The 21982-nt window shown below is 67.4% G+C and carries 17 protein-coding genes; 6 read left to right on the top strand and 11 right to left on the bottom strand.

Annotated features, from left to right (window positions below):
• Positions 1–121: 121 nt before the first annotated feature.
• The 5 genes from JYA75_RS28490 to phnD are packed head-to-tail and all read right to left on the bottom strand — an operon-like array spanning position 122 to position 4044.
• On the bottom strand, positions 122–745 hold the full coding sequence (locus tag JYA75_RS28490; RefSeq protein ID WP_203330278.1) for a TetR/AcrR family transcriptional regulator: 624 nt from the start codon (positions 743–745) through the stop codon (positions 122–124).
• Positions 742–1497 (bottom strand): tyrosine-protein phosphatase, encoded by a 756-nt coding sequence (locus JYA75_RS28485; protein WP_203330277.1) that lies wholly within the window; start codon positions 1495–1497, stop codon positions 742–744. The genes JYA75_RS28490 and JYA75_RS28485 overlap by 4 nt, the downstream gene beginning before the upstream one ends.
• The gene (gene phnE, locus JYA75_RS28480) at positions 1498–2355 is read right to left on the bottom strand and encodes a phosphonate ABC transporter, permease protein PhnE (protein ID WP_203330276.1); all 858 of its coding nucleotides are present in this window, start codon (positions 2353–2355) and stop codon (positions 1498–1500) included.
• A complete protein-coding gene (locus tag JYA75_RS28475; protein WP_203330275.1) occupies positions 2336–3145 on the bottom strand; it encodes an ATP-binding cassette domain-containing protein in 810 nt (269 codons plus the stop codon). Before JYA75_RS28475 ends, phnE begins: the two co-directional genes overlap by 20 nt.
• Complete coding sequence (gene phnD, locus JYA75_RS28470) at positions 3142–4044, bottom strand: phosphate/phosphite/phosphonate ABC transporter substrate-binding protein (protein WP_206020492.1); 903 nt, start codon at positions 4042–4044, stop codon at positions 3142–3144. The genes JYA75_RS28475 and phnD overlap by 4 nt, the downstream gene beginning before the upstream one ends.
• Before the next feature lie 146 nt (positions 4045–4190).
• Between phnD and JYA75_RS29030 the strand changes: the two genes are divergently transcribed.
• Genes JYA75_RS29030 through JYA75_RS28455 form a run of 4 tightly spaced genes read left to right on the top strand, consistent with a single transcriptional unit; the run spans position 4191 to position 7126 of the window.
• Complete coding sequence (locus JYA75_RS29030; protein WP_239010629.1) at positions 4191–4421, top strand: plasmid pRiA4b ORF-3 family protein; 231 nt, start codon at positions 4191–4193, stop codon at positions 4419–4421.
• Positions 4422–5276, top strand: coding sequence for a hypothetical protein (locus JYA75_RS28465; RefSeq protein WP_239010628.1), 855 nt, complete (start codon positions 4422–4424; stop codon positions 5274–5276).
• Positions 5277–5325: 49 nt separating this feature from the next.
• Positions 5326–6321 carry a hypothetical protein gene (locus JYA75_RS28460; RefSeq protein ID WP_203330274.1) on the top strand — a complete coding sequence of 332 codons (996 nt, stop codon included), beginning with the start codon at positions 5326–5328 and terminating at the stop codon, positions 6319–6321.
• On the top strand, positions 6314–7126 hold the full coding sequence (locus JYA75_RS28455; RefSeq protein ID WP_203330273.1) for a hypothetical protein: 813 nt from the start codon (positions 6314–6316) through the stop codon (positions 7124–7126). The genes JYA75_RS28460 and JYA75_RS28455 overlap by 8 nt, the downstream gene beginning before the upstream one ends.
• A gap of 185 nt (positions 7127–7311) precedes the next feature.
• Here the strand turns inward: JYA75_RS28455 and JYA75_RS28450 are convergent, their stop codons facing one another.
• The 5 genes from JYA75_RS28450 to JYA75_RS28430 form a co-directional block, all read right to left on the bottom strand.
• Positions 7312–8277, bottom strand: coding sequence for a Fic family protein (locus tag JYA75_RS28450; RefSeq protein WP_239010627.1), 966 nt, complete (start codon positions 8275–8277; stop codon positions 7312–7314).
• Between the two features lies 1 nt (position 8278).
• Positions 8279–8467: a hypothetical protein gene (locus JYA75_RS28445; RefSeq protein ID WP_029547296.1), complete on the bottom strand. Its 189-nt coding sequence runs from the start codon at positions 8465–8467 to the stop codon at positions 8279–8281.
• 80 nt (positions 8468–8547) lie between these two features.
• Positions 8548–17541, bottom strand: coding sequence for a helicase-related protein (locus JYA75_RS28440; RefSeq protein WP_203330272.1), 8994 nt, complete (start codon positions 17539–17541; stop codon positions 8548–8550).
• Between the two features lie 161 nt (positions 17542–17702).
• The gene (locus JYA75_RS28435; protein ID WP_203330271.1) at positions 17703–18335 is read right to left on the bottom strand and encodes a hypothetical protein; all 633 of its coding nucleotides are present in this window, start codon (positions 18333–18335) and stop codon (positions 17703–17705) included.
• Between the two features lie 183 nt (positions 18336–18518).
• Positions 18519–18707 (bottom strand): hypothetical protein, encoded by a 189-nt coding sequence (locus tag JYA75_RS28430; protein ID WP_203330270.1) that lies wholly within the window; start codon positions 18705–18707, stop codon positions 18519–18521.
• Positions 18708–18901: 194 nt separating this feature from the next.
• Between JYA75_RS28430 and JYA75_RS28425 the strand changes: the two genes are divergently transcribed.
• Both JYA75_RS28425 and JYA75_RS28420 read left to right on the top strand, forming a co-directional pair.
• Positions 18902–19093: a hypothetical protein gene (locus JYA75_RS28425; RefSeq protein WP_010596690.1), complete on the top strand. Its 192-nt coding sequence runs from the start codon at positions 18902–18904 to the stop codon at positions 19091–19093.
• Positions 19094–19129: 36 nt separating this feature from the next.
• The gene (locus JYA75_RS28420) at positions 19130–19720 is read left to right on the top strand and encodes a Fic family protein (protein WP_239010626.1); all 591 of its coding nucleotides are present in this window, start codon (positions 19130–19132) and stop codon (positions 19718–19720) included.
• A 230-nt stretch (positions 19721–19950) separates the two neighbouring features.
• Here the strand turns inward: JYA75_RS28420 and JYA75_RS28415 are convergent, their stop codons facing one another.
• Positions 19951–21882 (bottom strand): serine/threonine-protein kinase, encoded by a 1932-nt coding sequence (locus JYA75_RS28415; protein ID WP_203330269.1) that lies wholly within the window; start codon positions 21880–21882, stop codon positions 19951–19953.
• Positions 21883–21982: the final 100 nt, after the last annotated feature.

Below are 21982 nucleotides of genomic sequence, written 5' to 3'. Positions count from 1 at the left end.
GTGCTGGACAACTCGTTGCGGCCGTCGACGGCGAACGTCGCGGCGTTTGGGCGAAGGTCGCCACGTCCCCGACATGTGGGTATCGGGTCGGAGCGACAAAATCGCTACTGAGGTGTGGAATTCACGCCAGCATTCCTCGCCACACTACGTCCAGCGCGCGGCGCAGACGCACGTTCACGGCGGGCTCGTCGAGGGGTTCGCCGCGCACGACCAGTTGGTAGTAGCTGGCCCCTGCGATCGCATCGAAGCAGGCCTCGACATCGAGGTCGGCACGCAAGATTCCGCGTGCGATCCCGGCCCGGAGGAGGTTCTCCATCGGCACCCGTCGGCGGGCGACGTGGGAGTTCCAGTAGGCCTTCTGCAAGGAACGGTCCGCCATCACCAGCCGTATCCGTTGCCGGAAGCGCACCTCCGAGAAGCCGGAGGCTGTAACCGTCACGGTGTCCCCGAGCATCGCATCGAAGACCGTCGCGCGCAGGTCCCCGTCTGTGGGCAGTTCTGGCGGCACGGTACGCCCCACATCCAGCGCCGCGGCGATCAGGGCAGTCAGCGACGGCCACCGCCGGTACAACGCGGCACGGCTCACCCCACTGCGGGCGACGATACGCGACACCGTGACCTCCTCCCCGGCGTCGATGACGGCAAGAGTCGCATCGATGATCTGAACGTCGAGGTCGTCGTCCCGAGGGCGCCCGGGAGCGCGGCGGACCACGGTCCCGGCATCGTTGACCGCACTCGAACTCATGCGGCGAGGGCCCTGTTCCGAAGCCGGGCGATGGTGTCGTCACTGAGACCCGCGGCGCGCAACGGGCCGAGTGCGTCGCCGTGTCGTTCCCGGAGAGTCGCCAGCGCGATCTGCATCGCCACGTCCATGCGGCCCTCGAGGAGAGCTGTGAGATTCGGTGCCGCGGCATCGAACCCGATCGCCTTCCACATCGCGCCCATCATCGCCTTGTTGCGCTCCAAGATCGCACGCATGTTGTCACCGGTTCGGGCGTAGTCGGCGATGATGTCGGCATCGGCGGCCCCGAGCGTGAGCAACAGCATTGCTGCGAGCACACCGGTGCGGTCACGACCGGCGGCGCAGTGGAACGCCGTCGTACCGGGGGTGTGCGCGATGACGTTCAGTGCGGTGACCAGCTGCGACGCCGCGTCCTCGACCATAGCCAAGTACATCTCGCCCATGGCCTCGTGGCTGAAGCCCGAGCTGTCCTTCGGCGTCGCCGTCACCACGTCCGCGATCAGCGGGAGGTGATGGTAGGCGGTGGGGTAGTGTGCGAGCGGGCCACGTCCGGTGATGGCGACCTCGAGCGGGGATCGTAGATCGATGATCGCGGTGAGGCCGTCGGCGACAAGTCGCTCGGCGATGTCCTCGGTGACGTAGGCGATGTCGTCGGTGCGGATCGCGAGGCCGGGGCGCAACACTCCGCCTTCGATCGGGATGCCGCCGAGATCTCGCAGGTTGACGGGCGCGCTGAGGGTCGGTGCGGTGGTCATTTAGGTAATTCTCCTTCGGATGAGGGCGCTGGCTTGGTCGATGACCGTCACGAGCACGATGATGCAGACGATGATGGCGCTGAGATGGCCGTAGTCGTACATCTTCATCGCGGTGGTGAGTTCGAGCCCGATCCCGCCGGCGCCGACGAGCCCGAGGATGGTGGCGCCGCGCACGTTGCCCTCGAACAGCAGCAACGTGTAGGAGACCAGGTTGGGGGCGGCCTGCGGGAGGGTGCCGTAGATGATGACCTGACGTTGGCAGGCGCCGACGGCCTCCATCGCGACGACCGGGCCGCGGTCGACCGCTTCCATCGCCTCGGCGTAGATCTTGCCGATCGAGCCGATCGAGCCGAGTGTCATCGCGAGGATGCCGGCGAACGGTCCGAGCCCGACCGCGGAGACGAACATCAGCGCGAACACCAGGTCGGGGACCGAGCGGATGATGTTCATCGTCCAGCGGGCGGTGTAGTAGAGCCATTTCGGTGCGATGTTCGACGCCGCCGCGAAGGCGACCAGCAGTGACAGGATGCCGCCGAGCACCGTTCCGACGATGGCCATCTGCAGAGTTTCGACGAGCAGTTCGACGATGGTGCCGAACTTCGAGAAGTCCGGTGGGAACAGTCGGGACAGGAACTCGCCCATGTTGACGGCACCGTCGGAGAGTTCCGCGAAGTCGAACTCCGCCCCGCCCATCGACCACAGGAGTACGACCAGGGCGAGCGGGATGCCGGCGAGAACACGTCCGCGCGGGACCGAAAACGCGCTCTCGAGCCGCCGGCGTTCGGCGGGGTCGAGCGTGGAGGTGACGGTGGCGGAGGGCTTTCCGGTCGTGCGGGATTCAGGCGAGATCGTCGTCATCACCGTGCTCCTGGTGTTCGTAGAGCGGGAGAAGGGTCTCGGCGTCGAGGTCGGCGGTGGGCGCGGAGATCAGCATCTTGCCCTGCCTCAGCCCGACGATCCGGTCGCTGTGCCGCAGCGCGAGCGGCAGCACGTGCAGGCTGACCAGGACCGGGATCTTGTAGTCGGTGGCGATGCCGCGCAGAAGGTCGAGCACCGAGTCGGCGAGCTTCGGATCGAGGGACGCGACGGGTTCATCGGCGAGGACGACGCGGGGCTGCTGCATCAGGGCGCGGGCGATCGCGACACGTTGCTGCTGGCCGCCGCTGAGGGACCGGGCCTGGTCCTTCGCCTTGTGGGCGATACCGACCCGGTCGAGGTAATGCATGGCGAGCTTGCGCTGCTCGCTGGTGAATCCGCCGAGGGCGTTGATCGGTCCCGCGGTGTGCAGGCCACCGGCGAGGACGTTGGTGAGCACACTCAGCCGAGGAATGAGGTTGAACTGTTGGAACACCTGGCCGACTTCGGCGCGCAGTCGTCGCAACTCGCGGGCGTGGAGCGCGGTCACGTCGTGACCGGCGACCGTCACCGCACCGCCTGACACGGGAGCGAAACCGGTCAGGCTCTTCATGAGCGTCGACTTTCCGGAGCCGGACGCGCCCAGCAGGGCGACGGTTTCCCCGGCGTGCAGCTCGAGATCGACGCCGTCGAGCACGGTCTGGTCGCCGTAGGCGACGCGCAGGTTCCGCACCCCGACGACGGGCGCGGACACGTCCGTAGCGGTCGGGGTGGGAATGCTCACGGCGGTCATCCCTCGAGGTCCGACAGCTCGACGCCGGCGACCGCGGCGATGTCGACGAAGGACTGGAATTCTGCGGGGCTCGGGTCGAGGATCTCCTCGAGACCGACGAAACCGGAGAACGCGCCGAGGGCTTCGGCGTTCTGCTCGGAGAACACCTTCGGCAGGGCCTGCTGCAGCTGCGTCCGGGTCTGCTCGTCGAGGGACTTGCGGGCAAGGACGGAGCCCATGAGCGGCATCGACGGACTCTCGCCGACCCCGCGCCACTCGCCGTCGGCGAACGGGAACATCGGCTCGCCCAATTGCGTGAGCATGACTGCGGTGCAGGCGGCGTCGACCTGGCCCTGTTCGAGTGCGGCGAAGCTGCCCTCGTGTCCGCCCGCGAAGATCGCCTCGTAGTCGGCGCCCTGCTCGAGGCCGGCCTCATGCAGCATGTAGACGGGCATGAAATAGCCGGAGCTCGACGCCTGGTCGGCGAACGCGACGGTCCTACCCTTCAGGTCGGTGAGCGAGTGGACCGGGGAGTCGTCGAGCACGACGCAGGTGGAGACCGGCTCGTCGCTGCCCTTCCAGGCCAGCAGGGCGTCGACCTCACCGGTGTTGACGGCGAGAGCCGAGGGGAATCCGCTCATCAGGCCGATGTCGACGTGATCGGATCGGATCGCCTCGACCACGCTCAGGTAATCGGGAACGTCACGGATCTCGACCGGTCGGCCGGTCTCGGTTTCCAGCTTGTCGGCGAGCACTTCGGCCGGGTTCGCTTGGGTGGGGTCGTCGCCGATCGGGGCGGTGGCGATGGTGATGGTGCCCTCGGCGGTGTCGGAGCCGGCACCGTCCGACGAGCACGCGGTCAGTGAGAGCGCGAGCGTGGCGGCGCCGAGCAGTCCGACGAGGAGGGGGTGGCGACGCATGGTGTCCCTTTCACACGGTTACGACCGACACGATCCGGGACCGGTGCCCCGTGGTCGGTTTCGAGAACGGAGGTATTCGAACTGTCCGAGATGACGAGAAATTACGAGACCGCCGTACCGGTAATGGGCCACAGGATGAATACTCAGTGCTTTTCGCCGATCAGCTGCTGACCGGCACCGGGGATCGCCTGTGGTACGAATACGACTTCGGTGACGGCTGGGACCACGTGCTCGCGGTGGAGGCGGTCCTCGACGAACCGCCCACCGAGGTGCGCTGTACCGCCGGTCGGATGGCCTGTCCGCCCGAGGATTGCGGGGGCATGTGGGGGTACGCGGAGCTGGCGGCGTGGGTGCGGGGCGGGTGCGACCCGGCGTAGGTGCCGCCGCCGTTCGACGACCTCGACCACGCTCGCGGCTGGCTGCCACTGGGCTGGCATCCCGACCGGTTCGATCCCGCCGACGCCACCGCCGCCGTCGCGGCGGCGATGGCCGCGCCGGTGCCCGTGGCCGAGGAGCTGGCGGCGCTGCGCGCCCACCTCGAACGCCACGGCGACCCGACGCTGACGCAGCTGCTGGCACGCTCGGCCGCGCACCCGGTGGTCGAGGTGGACGAGGCCGACGCCGCACACCTGCTCGAGCCGTATCTCATGCTGCTCGACCTGATCGGCGACGGGATGCGCCTGACCAGCGCCGGTTACCTCCCGCCGACACTGGTCGAGCACCTCGCCCACCGGACCGGTCTGACCGGATGGTGGATCGGCAAGGCGAACCGCGAGGACCTGACCTGGCCGCTCGCACAGCTGCGCACCAGCACGCGAGCACTCGGTCTGCTCCGCGTGCGACACGGCCGACTGACACCGACCATGCTCGCCCGCCGACACCGTGACCGGCCCCGGGCGGTGTGGCAGCACATCGTGTCCCGGCTGCCGGTCGGCAAGACAGACTTCGACCGGCACGCCGGCTGGTCGGCCCTGGCCGTCGTTGCCAGCGGCCTCCCCGCCGAACACTGGCACACCGAGATCCGCACCCTGCTGCACGCACTCGGCTGGCGTGCCCGGGGCGCTGCCACCCTCACCCCTGCCGCCGTCGGCAATCCCACCCTCGACGTCCTCGAATTTCTTGCCGGGACCATCCGCCACGGCCGGGTCACGCGTGCCGCAGGGGTGCGCACCGGTGTCGTCCCCGTGGTGAGCAGTGGCCGCCACCCTTCCCTGCACAAGCTAAAATATTGATTGCCGTATATGCTTGTATGTGCTGGTAGACGACGAAAGGGCGGAGGAGATGGACGCGGCATCCCATGCCCTTTCGGACGCCCTGCACCTGCTGCGGCGCACCGATGCCCGCATCGTGGCGGGCTCGTTGGACGGTCTGGACCTGGTCCTGCCCGACGGTCGTGAGGTGGCCGCGCACGTCACGGTGCAGCCGCGGCCCCCCACCCCGCACCTCCTCGCGACGCTGCGGCGCAAGCATCCCGAGTCCCGCCTGCTGGTGGTGACCCCCCGCACCACCGCGCACCTGCGGGCTCTGGCCCACGACGGCGCGGTCGATGTGATCGCACCCGACGAAGAGCTGCTCATCGTCCTCGGCACCCGCTACGACGTACCGGCCCCCGCACCGGCGCCGACCCCGCCCGTCCGCCCCGGCCGCGGCCGCAAACCGTGGATCCGATGGGCGACCGAGCGGGCGCTGCTGCTGGCCGAGCATCCGATAACCCAGCCGAACCTGGCCGCCGCCCTCGAGGTCACCCAGCAGGCCGTCTCCCTGGCGGTGCGGCAGAGCCGGCACCTGCACCGCAGATCCGGCGGATGGATCGCCGAGCCCCGGACCGAACTGCTCGACGAGCACCTGACCGAATATCCCGGCCCCGGCGGCGCCTCGACGTACTGGTACGGGCTCGATCCGGTGATCCGGCAGGCCACCGACGCGGCCCGCTTCTGTGCGGAGATCGGCGTTCCCGTGCTGCAGAGCGGCGACGTGGCCGCCGATGTGTATGCGCCGTGGCGGCTGCCGACCCGGGCCGTGCTCTACGTCCCGCAGTTCCTCGACTTCACCGCGGCCGGGTTCACGCCCGCGACCGCCGGCGCACACACCCTCGAGGTGATCGTCCCCGCCGATCCGACGCTGTGGCGCACCGCCCGTATGGTGTCCGACGCGCCGGTGATCCTGGTCGATCCGGTGATCGCGACGCACGATGTGCTGCGCAGCCACGGACCCGACGCCCACGAAGCCGCCGGGCACCTGCGCCGGGCGATCGAGGAGGGCACCTTCCGTGGCTGAGGTGCACCTGCTCGCAGCGTCGAACGCCGCCGATCGGGGCCTGCGCGCGTTGGCGGATCTAGCAGCCGCCGCCCACGGCAGCAACTACCGGGTCATCGGCGGGCACATGGTGCACCTTCTCGGCCGGGTCTACCCCACCGCCGAACAGAGTGCCCGCGTCACCGTCGACGCCGATGCCGGCATGGACCCCGTGGTCGCCGCCGGCTCCGACCTGCACGAAGCCCTCGTGCGACGCGGGTACCGCCGCGTGCGGGGCAACCACTACGAAGCATCCTCGCGCTCCGAGGGAACCCTGGCCGTCGACCTGCTGGTGCCCAGCACCAGCGGCCGACGGTGGGAGAGGGTCGAGCACGACGGTCGCGGTTTCGATGCCATACCCGGGCTGCAGTTGGCCCTGTCGTCCGAGCCGCTCGAGGTGCGGGTCCATGCGCGCTTGACCACCGACGACACGCTGGTCTTCGACGTGCCGGTCCCCGACATCGAGGCGGCCGTCGTCCTCAAGGCGCTCGCCTGGCGCTCTCGCCTCGCCGCGAAGGACGTCGGGGACCTGTGTGCGCTGATGACGATCGTGTTCGAGCACCGCAACGACCTGGCCGGGTGGAAGCTCGACACCGTCCGGAAAGGCTCGCGAGGCGACGCCGCTCGGGCGCTCTACGACCTCGTCGCGATGATCGAGCGGCACCAGCAGATCGAGGGACTGACGATGGTGCCGGCCCGGCTCGCCGCCCTGATCCGGCGCTACGTCGCCGATCCGGCCACCCCACCGGCGCCCGGCTCCCATGGCCCATACGGATCGAACACCTAAGTTGTCCAGTAGGATTCGAGCACGCCCGCAGGACGTAACAGACGGCTCGCCGCCTTGTCTGCGGCGTCGACGGCCCATCCTCGGTGGGCGACGTCGATGCTGGGCGACGGTGCGCCGAACCCCGACCACGGCCACCGGCGGGGGTTCCGGCCTCGAGCTGGACCACTGAATTCCGTGCACCTCGATCAGAAGCCGAGGCCACGGCCGTGCTGGTGGGTGCGACCGGGTTCGGTGACGACGGCGTTCGTGGGGTCTCCGTCAGGTGAGGGTGCGCTGTCGAGCATCGCTCGTGGTGATCGGGGGTGGCCGAGGGTCGCGGTGGCGAGGGCGCGCAGGTCGACGCCGTGGTCGATGATCGGACCGACGGGCGTCGGGTCGCCGGCGTCGGTGATCGCCATGTCGAGTACTTCGCGCATCAGGCGGGTGTCGCCGGTCTGCATGTACTCGAACCGCCCCCAGACGAATTGCTCGCGGAGGTCTCCGAGCAGAGGGTTGCTGGCGAGGTCGGCTTTCTTGACGGCGATGAAGCGGTCGGTGTGCAGGGTGTAGCCGGCCCCGGTGCACAGCTGCCGGAAGAACGCGAACTGTGTTCGGGTGTTCCCTTCCCGGAACGGGTGCACGAAGTTGATCCGTGCCCACACTTTCGTCAGCTCGTCGAGGAACTGTTCTCGTCCGAGTCCGCGCAGGTTGTTCTTCGCTGTGACGCGGTCGAGAACAGCGGTGGCGGCCGACAGGACGTCGCGAGCCTTGAAGTACGAATGCGGGATTTCGGTGACAGGGCGCCCGCCGGCGCGCACGGCCGCGACGTCCGGCCCCATCTTGACCATCGGCCAGTCCCGTGGTGCGGTGCGCAACCGGCCGGCCCAGGGGTAGACGTCCTGGAACAGGTGGTGATGGATGCGTTGGAAGTGTGGCAGGTCGAACCGGCCGGGGATCGGATCGTCGGCCAGCTCCTGCATGCGCATGTAGCTGATGACGCCTTCGGTGCGGTGCAGCAGGTCGGCGTCGGGGATGCCGTGCGGCCATTTGTCCGATCGCAGGACCAGGCTTTTCATCACGGCGCGGCTGGTGTCGGGCATTCCGTCCGGGTGCCAGTCGACCGTGTCGGGGATGAAGTAGTCGAGCCATTCGCGGGAGTAGCGCGGGGCCATGTCAGTCGATCTCGTAGCCGGCTTCGCGAGCCATGATCTTGGTGACTTCGTCGATGGTCGTGGTGCCTTGGATCAGTTCGACCAGCAGTTCCTTGTCGGCGTCGCTCATCTCGCGGCCTTCGATGGCCATGATCGGTTCCATCGCGGCGACGGCGGCGCGGGCTTCGGCTTCGGTCTTGCGTGGTGTCACAGGTTCCCCCTGGTCGGTGGTGTGGTGGGGCAGGACCGTCGGGTCCTGCCCCACCGGTGGTGTCGAGGTTAGAGACGCGGTCAGACGGCGCGGCCGTCTTCCTCGTACCCGCCTCCGTATTCGGCTTCGTACTGCTGCATCGGGTCGATGTGCTGCTGCTGTTGCGGCCGCGTGCCGTGGGGATTGAACTTGTGCAGTGGGCGAACGTCGCCTGCGGCACGCAATCCGTGGGCGAGCGTGTCATCGAGCTCGAAGGTGCCGGTGGCGGCGCTGATCGTCTCGGTCGGCTCCACGATCGCGTCGGCGGGTTCGACCACCGCGGCGGTCGGTTCCACCGTCGTGGGGGACGCGGCGTTGTCGCGGCGTTCGCGGCGTTCGATGCCGGCCTGGTGGATCGCCTCGCGGGGGATCTTGTGGTCGGCGGCGAACGTCTCGACCGCGCGGATGCCGATGCTGAATGCCTCGCCTCGGGTGTTGACGGCGTGCCGGTCGAGCGCGCCGTCCCCGTCCCAGGCTTCGAGGTGCCATTGCCGGTCGTCCCAGTACACCCGTGCCCCGGGCCGGCCGCTGCCTGGGTCGAAGCCGTACTGCCAGATCGCTTCGGTGTCGTCGAGGGCCACCCACGGCTGGGCCTTGCGGTTCGCTTCACGGATCTCGGCACCGTCGAGCCATTCCTGCCGGGCTGCGGCCATGCGCGCCGGCACCGAGGCGATGAGGTCGGCCTTGCTCATGTTCCGATGTTCGGCCCACGCATCGGTCGGGTTCAGATCTAGAGTCCACTGCGGGTACTGCCCGTCCGCAGCCCGTCGCTGCTGGTCTTCGCGGGCTCGGCGCAACGCCTCGGGGGAATTCTCGCGGGCGTTGACTTCGAGCCGCAGTTCCTCGGCCCGCAGCTTCGCGGCCTCGAGTTCGGCTGTGTCGGTGAAGTCGAGTTCCGGTTCGGCCTCGGCGTCGGCGAGCCGGCCCCGGTTGTGCTCGATCCGCGCTTCGATGACCGGCACCTGCCGGGTGGCCTTTTCGGCGAGATTGCGGAGGGTGGTCAGCATCCCCTGCGCCCCACTGGCTTTCTCGACCGCGTTGAGGAACCGATCGCGTTCGTACCAGGCGATCTCCTCGCCGACACAGACGTAGAACTGGCCCAGAACCTGGGTGTAGCCGAGTTTCAGCGGCACGCCGCCTATGGCCCCGAAGACCACCTCGTCGTTGCTGCGGGTCACCTCGTCCTCGAGCCGGATCAACGCCCCTCGCAGCGCGTCGGCCAGATCGGCGGTCTCCGAGTCGGGGATCGCGGCGTGGGGGAAGTGCCACATCTTCTTGGCGCGGTCGTCGATGCTGGTCCACGCTGTGAGCTTGTCGACCATCGCCCGGACTTCGGGCAGCCGGGTCTCGTCGGTGGTGATGGACTTGCTCAACGCCCGGATCGCGGCGCTGCGGGCGGCATTGGCGTTGAGCACGGCGTCGCGGCGGGCTTCGAGTTCGGCGACCTGCTGGTCGGCCTCGACCTGCGCGACGAAGACCGGATCGCCGGTGGCGGCGGCCTTGCTCTGCGCCCACGAGACCGTCAGATCCCCGCCGAGGTCCTCCATCGTCGGGGGCACGTCCGCCTTGCGGATCATGGCGACGAAGTTCGATTTGCGGGCCACGTACTGGTACATCATCGCGTCGAAGGAGCGGCGGGCGACCATGTTGACCACGCGGACGCTCTCGTGGACGTTGCCCTGGCGGATGATGCGGCCGAGGCGTTGTTCCATGTCGGCGGCGGTCCACGCCGGGTCGAGGTTGATCATCTGCTTGAGCGCCCGCTGGACGTTCAGGCCGGTGCCGCCCTTCTTCGTGGAGGTCAGCAGCACCCGGATCCGCCCGTCCGCACACGCTTCGACCAGCCTCGCTTTGGCTTTGGGGCCCTCGTAGTCGTGCATGAACGCGATTTCGTCGGGCTGCATTCCCCGGGTCACCAGGGCGTCGCGCAGCTCGGTGTAGAGGTTGCGCGCCCGGGGGCCGGCGCCGGCCTTGGGGGTGCCGCGGTCGCAGAACACCAGCTGGAACACCCCGGTCATCTCGGGGCCGTACTTGTCGGCTGGGATGCGCAGGTCGGCGTTCTCGGTGTGGACCTGCCAGATCAGCTCGGCGGCGTGTTCGATGCGGTTGTGTTCCGGCTCGGGTGGGGCGAGGTTCGCCAGTGAGGGGTGCATGGTGAGGTTGCGCCCGTCGGTGGCGATCTTGAGGGAGTTGTCCAGGTCCATCCGATCGCCCTGGATCATGCCCATGCGCACATCCAGGTCGGCCATCGCGTCGACGGCGTCGGGGCCCATGTCGAACTCGACGATCTGCGGGGTGCCGCCGTCGAGGGTGGGCAGGCGCACCGGGATGCGATCGGCGGTCACCACGTCGCGGAACTGGTCGAACATCGCCACCAGCTGCGGCACGTTGGCGTATTCGGCCATGCGGGTGCGCATCTGGATGCGGGTGGCGGTGGCGTTCATCTCCGCCACCGACACCGGCTTGGCGAAGGTGCCCGCCCAGTTGTCGATGCGCCCGAGACCGGCCTCGTGCAGCAGGTCCGGGCGCAGGTACTTGGTCATCACCCAGATCTCCGACAGCGAGTTGGTGATCGGGGTGCCGGTGGCGAACGCGATCGCCTTGGCCGGGGCGTGCGGCATCCCCTGCTCGGCGCCCCGGGCGCGGGCCTGCTCCCGCAGATACTTGGCTTTCATCTCCAGGTCGGTGGCGCGCTGGGAGCCGGTCGGCACCGACAGGTCGGCGCTGTTGGACGGGCGGGTGAGGTTCTTGTAGTCGTGGGCCTCGTCGACGAACAGGAAATCGCAGCCCGACTGCTCGAAGGTCAGCCCGTCGTCGGTGGCCTTGGCGTCGATGATCTTCTCGATGCGTCCTTCGGCGGCCTTGATCGCGTTCTCGATCTGCTTGACCGTGAACTCCGCGCCTTGACTGTTGGCGGCGTCGAGAGCCTGCCGTAGTTCGGCGAGTTCGCTTTCGAGGTAGTCGATCTGCGCTTCGCGGCGCATGGCGATCTTGCCGAACACCGACTGCGGCACGATCACCAGATCCCAGTCGCCGACGGCGCTCTGCCCGACGAAGCGTTGCCGGTCGTCGCGCCCGTCCAGATCGGCGGCGACGAGGATGTTGGCGTTCGGGTAGGCGTCGCGGGCCTCGACCGCCCACTGCGCCAGCAGGTGATTGGGCACCACGATCCACGGCTGCCGGATCTGTCCGAGTCGTGTGGCTTCCATGCACGAGGCGGTGATCGTCAGGGTCTTGCCGGCCCCGACCACGTGGTCGAGCAGGATCGTCTCGTCGTGCAGGAACCGCTGCACCGCTGCGGCCTGGTAGTCGTAGGGCGTGTATTTCGGGTTCAGGCCGGGGAAGGTCTTGCTGCGTCCGTCGTGGACCGGTTTGACGAACGAGTTGTAGCGCTCGTTGAAGATGCGGGCCAGGCGCAGATAGCGGTCACCGTCCTCCCACAGCCACTTCTCGAACCGCTCCTGCAAGGCCGCGGCCGAGGCCTGCGCCTGCTCGGTGAGCTTGACGTGGAACCGCGGCTTGGGGGAGCGCTCGAGCTCGTCGGCGGTCTTGGTGACCTGGATGGGTTTGTTGTTGGCGAGCAGCTCGAACATCTTCACCCCGGGCAGCCGGCCGGTGCCGTACTTGTCGGGATAGCCGCTGGAGAACTCGTGGCGGCTTTTCTGGTCGGTGGAGATCTCCCAGCTGCCGCTGATCGCGTCGTGCTCGACCGTGAGCCGGTCCGGGCGCAGCCCGAACTCCTCGACCAGGAACGCCCGGTAGTCCTCGATCGGCACCCAGGTCGCGCCGATGCGCACCCCGATGTCGGCGGGGTCCACATCCGCCGGCACCACCGATTCGAGGGCCTGCACCAGCGAGGCGTAGCGGGGATCCTCGCCGGCCTTGACCTGGGCGAAGGCAAGCTTGTCGCGGACCTGCCCGGACAGCGCCACCGCCGCCAGCTCCCACTGCCCGTCGGCGTGCAGGGACGGGTAGATGCGGCCCTGGGCCTGGTCGAGGGTGTCCTCGACGGACAGGTTCAGCAGCTCGGCCATCCGGTGCGGGGCGATGTGTCCGAGTTCGTCGAAGCAGATCGCCAACGCCTCGTCGAGGTCGGCGGCGGCGGTGGCCTTGTCCTTGAAGGGGGTGGTGTCCTCGGTGAAGATCGCCGTCTTCGTCGCCACCGCCTCGCTGCCGTCGAAGCGCGACTGGAAGTTCTCGATCGCCAGCACCATGCCCAGGCGCGGATCACGAGCGATCGCGCCCTGCAGATGCGCGGAATACCGCCGCGGCTGCGGCTGCTCGGCCGCCTTCTCGCGCAGCTCCTCGTACACCTCGTCGGGGATCGACCCGGTGTAGGGGCCGGCGCCGGTGGGGTCGAGACCATCGGCAATAGCCTCGTCGCGGCCGGTCTTGATCCGCCACTCGGTGATCGCCTTGTCCAGGCGAGCGGCGATCTTCTCGTCCGACAGCGGGGTCGGGTCGGTGAGCTTGAACCGGTTCAGCGGCCCCCACCGGCGCACATAGCCGTCGTAGAGCGAGTTCAGCCGGCCCCGGATCCCGTCACGGTCGGCGACGGTATGCGTGCGCGAGCGGCTGGCCTCGGACAGCTCCATCACCGTCTCACCGAGAGCGATGAGCACCTTCCACTGCTCGGCCAGATCCTTGCCGCGGCAGCCGACCTCGGCCCAGCCGCGGCCCAGGGTGAACTGCTCGAAACGGTTCTCAGCCTCGTTGAATCGCATTGCACCGGGCAGCACCTCGTTCGAGTCCAGACCGGCTCCGGTGCGCAGCCCCGGCGTGGTGAACGCTTCTACCTGCACCGGATCGGGGGCCTGCGCGGTGAACCCGAGACCGCGGGCGACGGCCCGGTCGACGATCGGATCGAGCTGGGTGCGCAGCTGCTCGGCCAGGGCGGCGCCGGGGTGCGGGGTGACCCGCAGCGAGCCCCCGGCATACATGCCGCCCCCTACGGTGAGGGTGCCCAGCACCCGCTCCGGGTACTTCGCGAAGTAGGGGTTGATCCAGGTCCGCGTGGTCTCGCCGGTCTTGGCGTCGACTGCGGCGACCTGCACGGCGGGCTGTGCCCATTCGAGGGTGTCCTCGGTGGGGGCGGCTCCGTCCTCGCGGCGGCGGAAGATGAGCACGTCGGTGACCACGTCGGTGCCGGCCTGCCGGTCGAACGCGCCGGTGGGCAGACGCACCGCACCGATCAGATCACCCTTCGCGGTGATCGCGGCGCGCTGTTCGGCGCGTTTGGCGTCCGAGGTGAACATGCTGGTCACCACGGCGACGTAGCCACCGGGCGCGGTCAGGGCGAGGGATTTGGCGATGAAGTGGTTGTGGATCGACAACCCGCCCGGGTTGTGGATCGGATCGACGGGCGCGAACTTGCCGAACGGGACGTTGCCGATCGCCCCGGTGAACGTGTTCTCCGGGGCGAAGTTGCGTTCGAAGCCGTGGTTGCGGATCTGCTGCGAGGGATACAGGTAGTGCGCGATCTTCGCGCTGATCGGCTCGATCTCGACGCCGACCATGCGCACCGAGGCCGGGGCGATGCCGACGAAATGACCGGCCCCGCAGCCGGGTTCGAGCACCAGAGCGCCGTCGGGCAGTCCGGCCCGCGCCGCCGCCCGCCACAGTTCGGCGACGATCGCCGGGTCGGTGTAGTGGGCGTTCAGGGTGGTCGCACGGGCCTGCGCGAAACCCTTGTCCCCGAGCAGGTCGAGCAGTTCGGCGTGTTCGTCGCCCCACTGCGCGAGGATCTTCGCGCGGTGGTCGAAGACCTCCGGGATCGCTCCCCAGCCGGACCACTGCGCCAGCACCGCCTGCTCGGCGGCGGTGGCCGGTCGCTGCTGTTCGTCGAGCCGGCGCACCAGGCGCAAAGCGGCGATGTTCGCCCGTGCCCGGGCCTTCGCGCCGGACGGGACCAGCACGTCGGCGCCGAGGGTGAAGTCCCGCGCCTCGACGGTCGGCGGGGCAGGACGCACCACCGGGGACCCGGTATCGGTGTCCGGGTGCGCCTGAACACCACCGATCTGCGGGGCGGGTTCGCTGGTCTCGGCGACAGCCCCCGGCCGCTCGACCGCGGCCGCAGCGGTGGTCTCGCGTTGCGGCTGCTCAACCGTGGTCTGCGGCTCGGCGGAAGCATCGGCAGCGGCGTACTGGGCGGCGGTGGCCGGGGAGAGGTAGACGTATCCGCCGGATTCCTTCCGTGCCTTGACCAGACCACCGCCCCGCCACAGAGGGCTGGTCAGCGGCTCGCCGTACTCGGTGTTAGGAACGACCAACTCGTCCGCGGCCGCAACCGGTTCGGTCTGCGCCGCCTCTTCGGCCGGCTCGGCGGCAGCCTCCGGCTCCGGTGCCGTCTCAGGTTCCGGTTCGGGCGCGGGCGTCGGTGTGGCGGTCGGCCCGATGTGGCCGACCGCCAGAGGATCGGTGAGCATCCACGAGGTCGCCGCCGTGTCGGGGCCGGCCGGGGCCGACGGCTCGGTGGGAGCCGATTCGACCTCTTCGAAGATCACCGCGCCTGTGTCATCGACCGCAGGCGCTACGACTCGGGGGGACGGCGGCGGGACCTCCTCGATCGTCGCCGGTTGCTCGGCCTCGGCGGTCGGTGTGCTCTGCTCGTCCACCTCGACCGACGTGGTCTCGGCGTCGGCTTCCACCTCCGCGGCGGCTTCGGCGAGTGGTTCCGGCTCGACCTGGCTTTCGGCAGCGAGAACGGCGCGGGCGTCGGCGATCGCGTCCCGCATCGTCAGCGCGGGGCGGGGCTGACGATCGACGTAGGTGATGTGGTCGCTGCTGTTCGGTGCCCACCAGGAGCGGATCGTGATGTGCCGGCCGTCGGGATCCCCGACGACCACATCTCCGGCCCCGGCGAAGGTCAGGTCGGTGGGGGTGAGGCTGTAGAGGTCCTCGCCTGCGGCCCGAATCTCGCGCAGCACCGTCGGGTCCACATCGTGACCGAGGGTCCACTCCAGGTCGACCCCGAGGGATTCGAGCAGCTCGACCTCGGCCGGGACATCGCTGCGCAGCTGCTCGATGATGCCGCGGCGCACGTCCTCGAGGAGCGAGTGGGCGGCAACGAAGCTGCCGGACTCGTCGTACTTCCACAGCAGATCCGACCGGGCCGCAGCGTGATGGAACTCGTTGTTCCGGGCGTAGGCGATCGCCCTGGTCACGACGGTGGCGCGGGCCTGGGCGTAGGGCCGGTAGATGCGTTCGATCCACTCCGGGATCTCGATGTTGCGTGCGTCGAGCAGCGCACCGATCGCCACCCGCGGATTGTGGCCGGCGGTGGTGGACGTGCTGCCGCCGTCGAGGGTGTATGCCCAGCCGTGAATCGTGTAGTGCTGCACCCTGGATTCCACGTAGTCCTGCAAGCGGAGCTGGCGGAATTCGCCGGTCGCGACGAACAGGGCGGACACGTCCGATGCCTGGGGTTGCGGCAGGTTCGGGATGATGTTTCCGCGCAGCTCGGCAGCCAGACGCTCGGTGGGGATGCCGGCGGTGGCGGCGATCAGATCGGGGCGTTCCTCGGCCATGACCGCGAACGCGGTCTCGATGCCGAACTCGATCAGATCGGTGCGGGTCCACATCGGCAGACCGGCCCACGACCCGACCAACGGGTCCCGGCGCAGCTGCAGGGTCATCCACGCCGTCCACTCCACGGCGGTGGCCTGGTCCCAGGTCAGTTCGGGTCCGTGGAGGCGGTCCCATTCGGCGTAGGCCCGCTCGTACAGCTCGGCTGGCAGCGGGTGGTGCTCGAGCAGCACCTTCGCTGCGGCCTGCCGCAGTGGGGATGCCTCGCGGGCGGCTTCGGCGATCAGGCTCTGGGCCGCGGAACGGGCCACGGCCGGCAGGTAGTCCGGGCGCCGGCCCTCGACCGTGGCGATGAGTCTGGGATCGACGGCGACCTCGGCGACCAGAGCCTGACGTTCCTCAGCGGTGGCCTCGCGGCGTCCCTGCTCGACCCCGGCGAACCACTGGGCGCGGATCTCGTCGCGGGCCTTGCGGCGGCGCACCGCCTCAAGCGCGGCGGCGACCTGCGGATCGGTGTCCGGCTGCGGCAGGTTCAGCGGATCGCCGGGGTCGTAGGCGGCGCGGCCCCGTGCCCACCACTGCTCGACCTCGACCGTGGCGGCCTGGTCGATGCCGTCCTGCACCGCTTCGACGTGCCCGCTGCGCTGCTCGGCGGTAGCGAGCTCGGCCCGCTCCTGCGCGTCGAGGACGTGCTGGGTGGTGTCGAGGAAGTCCTCGGCGGCCGCGCGGTCCTCGCGGGCACGGGCGTCGACGATCGCGTCGGTGACCTCGGCGATGACCGGATGCTGCACCGGCTCGCCGGTGCGGGCCTGCCAGTACGCCTCGGCGGCGCGGTGACCGAGTTCGCCCCAGCGTTTCGGATCGGCCAGGATCGCCCGGCACACCACGAACATCTCGTCCGTGAGTGACTGGCGATCGGTCATCAGGTCGGCCAGCGCGACCTGAGTCTTGACCTTGAAATGCCCGTCGGCCCAGGAGAAGAACTGCGCCGCAGTGTTGACCTCGGGGTTCGCGGCGGCATCGGCCTCGGCGTCCGGCTCGGCGAGGGTCTCGAGCAAACGACGTTCGACCTCGGCCACCGGATCGATCACCCGCTGCGGTGTCTCGGCCTGGTGCGGCTCGGGTGCCGGGGCAGTGTCCGGTGCGGCCGGCTCGGTCGGTGTCGCGGCCGGGAGGAGCATCGGTCCTGCGGGCCGGTCGGTGAACTGTGCCTGCGGGAGGTTGCCGGCCAGCAGTGAGGCGATCAGGTCGTGGGCCCGACCCTTGGTGATGCCCTCGTCGACGACGAACGGCACGTCCGTCTCGCGGGCAATGCGTTCGAGGGCCCGCAGCTGGCGCCGGGTGGCGGGGTGTTCACGCCAGGCCGGTTGCGCGGAAGCGACTTCACGCACCACCTTCCTGGGGACGCCCTCCGGGTCGATCCCCAGAGCGTGCAGCTCACTGCGTAGCTGGTTCTCCCGGCCACGCAGCTCCCGCCATTGCCCACGGAGACGTTCGAGGTGCTCGGTCAACGCAGCGACTCGCTGACCGTTGATGTCGATGCCACGGCCCAGTCCGCGTTCCTGCGCGGTCGCCAGAGCCTTTCTGGCCTCGGCCAGACGATCAACGAGCTCCTCGCCCTGTTTACGCAGGCCAAACAGTTCGTCGCGGACCTGCGACCACTGTGCCTGGATCAGAACGGCAGATCCGGGTCCTGCGGCGGGTTGCGCCGCATCTCGTCCTCGATCAGCTCCGCCAGCTCGTCCGCCAGCGGATCGCGGGAGATCATCGGCACCGGCTGGTTGTCCTCGATCCGCTGTGCGATCAGCGCCTCCGCCAGCGACAGGAACCATCCCGGCTTCGACACCCACACCCGTTCCACGACTCGACCCGCGGTCGGGTTCGGCCGAACGTTCCGCGTCCGCCACCGATCGGGATCCTGCGCTGTCCGGGCTGCCTCCCTGCGTTCCTCGATCCGCTGATCGAGCCCCCCTGCGAACTCCTCCTGCGCTGCCCGAATCTCCGGCGTCACCTGCGGATACAGCTCGCCCTCCAGCACCATCTCCCGCGCTGCCCGCCACGCTGTTTTCTTGGCGCGGACCGCGTCCTGGTACGTCGCGTCCGGTGCCGGCGGGGTCGCCTGTTCGAACTGCTCGGCCGCGTCCTCGGTCATCTGCTGCAGGTGCAGCGCTTCCCGGTCGATCTGCTCCTGCTCGGTCGCCGGGTCGATTCCCAGCCACTCGACCAGAATCCGCCTCGTCTCGGCTGCGATCGTCAGGTCGATTCCCTCGACCTGCGCCCTGAATTCCTCGCTCTGCGGTGCCACTGTGTCCTCCCTGGTCCTCGGTCTCGAACGTGTCCTGGTTGGCGTTCTCGTCCGCCACGCGACCTCCTAGACTGCGCCCGATTCTGGGCGGAGTTCCCCCCGATTCCGGGAACGTTTCAAGATCAGTTCTATGCGATCACTGCCCACGAAATGCGTCTTGAACTGCGGTTACCCGACGTTCTACTACCCGGTCCGCGATACCCGGGGAGCGGCCGCAGCGACCGCCACCACGACGATCAGCGGAAGAATCAGAAGCCCTCCGACGCCGGCCACCACCGCCCGAACCGGGCGGCCGTAACGGCGATACGACCTGTGCGCGCAGAAGAGCGCGGCCAGGATTCCGAGCACATTGAAGATGAGCAGCACAACCATTCGATCCCCCTACCTCCGTGGGCGCGAGAGGCGCATCCGCCGTCTCGTCCAGCTGTGCCTACACCAGGGGGCCGACAGCGCCGCGGTCCGCATACGTCCGCAGGCCGGCAGAGCCCGTCTCGACTGCTCGCTGTCGCCACCGGCTGCCATCATGGGGGTACAACGGACCGGATCGAGACGGAAGGGAGCGCGCCGTGACCACACACGACGTTCGGGCACTGGTCGCACGGTGGCGTGCGCTGCCCACCGAGGAGAAGGTCTATCGGCGGCGCGCCGCCGTGGTCGATCACGTGATCCACAGCATGGCGATGGAAGGCGAGCCGGTCTCCGACCGGTGGATCGAGCAGGCACGGCACCGCCAGCGCGCCATGCTGGGCTCGCACTGATCGTGCACGCACGGACCCACGCAGCAGCGGTGGCCGGTGGGTGAGCCGACGGAGCCGGTCGATACCGGCAGCACCCGCCAGTTCGAGACGCTGTTCGGCACGAAGACCTACCACGAGGTCGCCGATCTGATTGCCGAGCCGCTGCGGCGGCTGCTCGACGAGGTGGCCTCCGGTCACTTCGCCGACGAGGCGATGGACGTGGATCTGCTCCGCGAGTTCCATCGCCGGATCCTGATCGACGTGATGCCCGACATCGCCGGCCGGTGGCGCAGGAAGCCGGTCCGGGTGGGAGGCCACTATCCGCCGGAACACATTCATGTGGACCGACAGATGAGGGAGCTGTTCCACAGCTTCACCGGCCGGCTCGACTACTGCGCCGGCGACGTCGAGCTTCAACTCGAAGCCCTCGCCTACCTGGAGGCTCAGGCACTGCACGTGCATCCGTTCGAGGATTTCAACGGCCGCGCGGTCCGTGTGATGGTCGCCGAAGCCATGCGGCGGCTGGACAAGTGCGCGGCGGCTAATCGCCAGCGTGGGGATCACCTTCGTCGCCGAAGCGGCGATCGACGTTGTAGTGCCAGCAGTAGCCGCAGGCGCCACATCCCCAGCGCCAGTAGAAAGAAATAGGAAATGAGATGCTGCAATTGTAGCTGTCGGCTCATGCTGACGATCGAGCGAATATCCGGAGCGTAAGTTGCACTGATCGACGGGCAGCGACGAATCCGAAGGGTCACATGACCCGAGTTGGGCCGACAACCTGACACGGCAGCCCTGTCCGCCGATCGCCATGCAAAAGACGCAGGGAACGCCTCCACCCGTTGCACAGAATTCAACTTCGGCCAGAGTTTACATTCGGGCTAGTTTGTGGTTCCTATCTTCCAAACCTGTTGACCGTCTTGAGAGTAGAGCATGCCGGAGCGGTCAATACCGATCAATTCATGCGCACCGCCGGGAGATTCTACTTTCACTGGGACTCCTTCAGCGGATGAGACTTTGAATACCCCTTCTTGAAAGTAAGACGTAAAATATATATCGCCGGATTCGGCCACAGCAAGAGAATTTGGGTAGTACCCCGGGACGGCGATCACCTCCCGGTCTAAGTCTGCGCGAAGGTCCACTTTCACAATTTGACCACGCCCCGCATAGCATGCGATGAGATTAGGCGCATTTGAATCAGAGCGTCGGTAAGCTACATCCAAGGCGGAGATTGAACCCGCAATGTTCCCTCGGAAGCACCACTCCCGAGGGAGCTGAGCAGCAGTATCCACTAGTGAAATTGAGCATACCAAATTCCCTCTCACGTAGTAGAGAGCCCGTTCGGCATAGGTGAGACTGTCGATGGAGGGGGAGTACTCGTCCCACCCCTCCGCGGCGTGATACGAAAGACTCGACGAGTAAGGGACACCGGGCATGTAACTAGTGGTTGCGCCGGGAGTGTGACTATAAATCGATCCGGACCGGTCACTCACGTAGACGGCACCCGCTTCATCCAAGGCCAGACCGGATGTGTGTGCAAGGTGAAAAAAGGGAAGACTGGATTCTTCTGACGGAGCGTCGTATTCTGGGCGCATCTCCTTCACGGTAGATCCAGCTGCCGCATAGAATTTTCCTGTAGTATCAAATTTGATATGGACAGGAGTGCTCCGGTCCGCTGACGGAAAATCTGCGAAACTCAACGGGGCGGGGAGCATTTCAGCAGAAATAGGATCATCCGGACGGGGACTCTCCCAATAACGGATACCGAAGTAGACTAAAATCGGGGGAATAAGTAACAGTGTGGCTATCACGAGGAGGGCCGATGTTCTCCGAGGTGGTAGAGTGGGGGGATCGCCTTCCTCCTTTCCCCCCCCCGCGCCATTACCGGGCGGCTTCTTCTTGATACTTGCCTCTGAAAAGGCTCGGGCAAATTCCGCGCAAGTCGCGTATCGGTCTCCCGGTTTCTTGGACAGCGCCTTTCTCAGGACGGCATCGATCTCCTTCGGTACGTCTTTGCGGAGTTCACTGACGTTCGGAGTAGATTTCCCTCTCTCCCGATTACCACCGTTGTGGTAGAGAGGACGTCCAATCAGAAGTTCGAATGCAGTGCATGCGAGTGAGAACTGGTCCGACCGTCCGTCCAGGTCTTTCTGGGCGAGTTGCTCAGGGGATGAGTATCGAGCAGTACCGACGGGTACATGGGTACGAGTCAGCGCGGTATTGCGCTCTATCCACTTTGCAATGCCGAAATCAGCAAGAACCACACTCTCGTCGCTCTTCTCTCTGCTTCGAACAAGTATATTCCTGGGTTTGACGTCGCGGTGAAATATTCCTTTAGAGCTAGCGTCGTCGAGTGCGGATGCAATTTGGCCAAGTATTCGAGCCACTCGCTTGGTCCCGAACTTTTTCTTAGGACTCAGTCCTTGCCCCACATCTCCGTCCGGATAATACCGCATGGTGAACCAGTACACCCCTTCATCAAGAGTGTCGGATCCATCTTCGCTACATACCTTGGAAATCCCTTGAGTGTAGACGTCGATGATGTTGGAGTGACTTAATTGAGCTAGGACCTCAATCTCCGATTTGAATCTTTCTATTAGGTCTTCGTCGGCGATCTCCGGTCGCAGAACCTTGAGTGCAACTTGTCGGTTCACGCCCTCATCGGGTGTTTCCGATTCCTGGGCCAAATATACCGTTCCACATCCGCCCCGGCCGATTGGTTTGACGATCGTGAATCGATTAATTTTGGTTCCGGCGGGGTATAGTTTGACCTCGCTCCAATCATCTGTACGAAGCTCAACCTTGTCTGCCACCTAGAGCCCCCTTTGAATCACAAGAATTCCAGTCCGTCGCCCTTCGGGTGGGCGTTATCGTAACGGGTGCTGGGCCACATCGTAACGGGTGCTGGCCCAC

The organism is Rhodococcus sp. PSBB066, from assembly GCF_017068255.1.
Classification (GTDB): Bacteria; Actinomycetota; Actinomycetes; order Mycobacteriales; family Mycobacteriaceae; genus Rhodococcus; species Rhodococcus aetherivorans.
The sequence above is the reverse complement of the archived record's forward strand: the minus strand, read 5'-3'. Positions and strand labels throughout refer to the sequence as shown.

Bases quoted from the DNA above. Each gene is read 5' to 3' on its own strand.
- JYA75_RS28450 (WP_239010627.1), bottom strand. From the start codon at position 8,277: ATGGCCCCGCGCTACTCCCGCGAATGGCTCGACTACTTCATCCCCGAC.
- JYA75_RS28490 (WP_203330278.1), bottom strand. From the start codon at position 745: ATGAGTTCGAGTGCGGTCAACGATGCCGGGACCGTGGTCCGCCGCGCT.
- JYA75_RS28475 (WP_203330275.1), bottom strand. From the start codon at position 3,145: ATGACCGCCGTGAGCATTCCCACCCCGACCGCTACGGACGTGTCCGCG.
- phnD (WP_206020492.1), bottom strand. From the start codon at position 4,044: ATGCGTCGCCACCCCCTCCTCGTCGGACTGCTCGGCGCCGCCACGCTC.
- JYA75_RS28485 (WP_203330277.1), bottom strand. From the start codon at position 1,497: ATGACCACCGCACCGACCCTCAGCGCGCCCGTCAACCTGCGAGATCTC.
- phnE (WP_203330276.1), bottom strand. From the start codon at position 2,355: ATGACGACGATCTCGCCTGAATCCCGCACGACCGGAAAGCCCTCCGCC.
- JYA75_RS28460 (WP_203330274.1), top strand. From the start codon at position 5,326: ATGGACGCGGCATCCCATGCCCTTTCGGACGCCCTGCACCTGCTGCGG.
- JYA75_RS28430 (WP_203330270.1), bottom strand. From the start codon at position 18,707: ATGGTTGTGCTGCTCATCTTCAATGTGCTCGGAATCCTGGCCGCGCTC.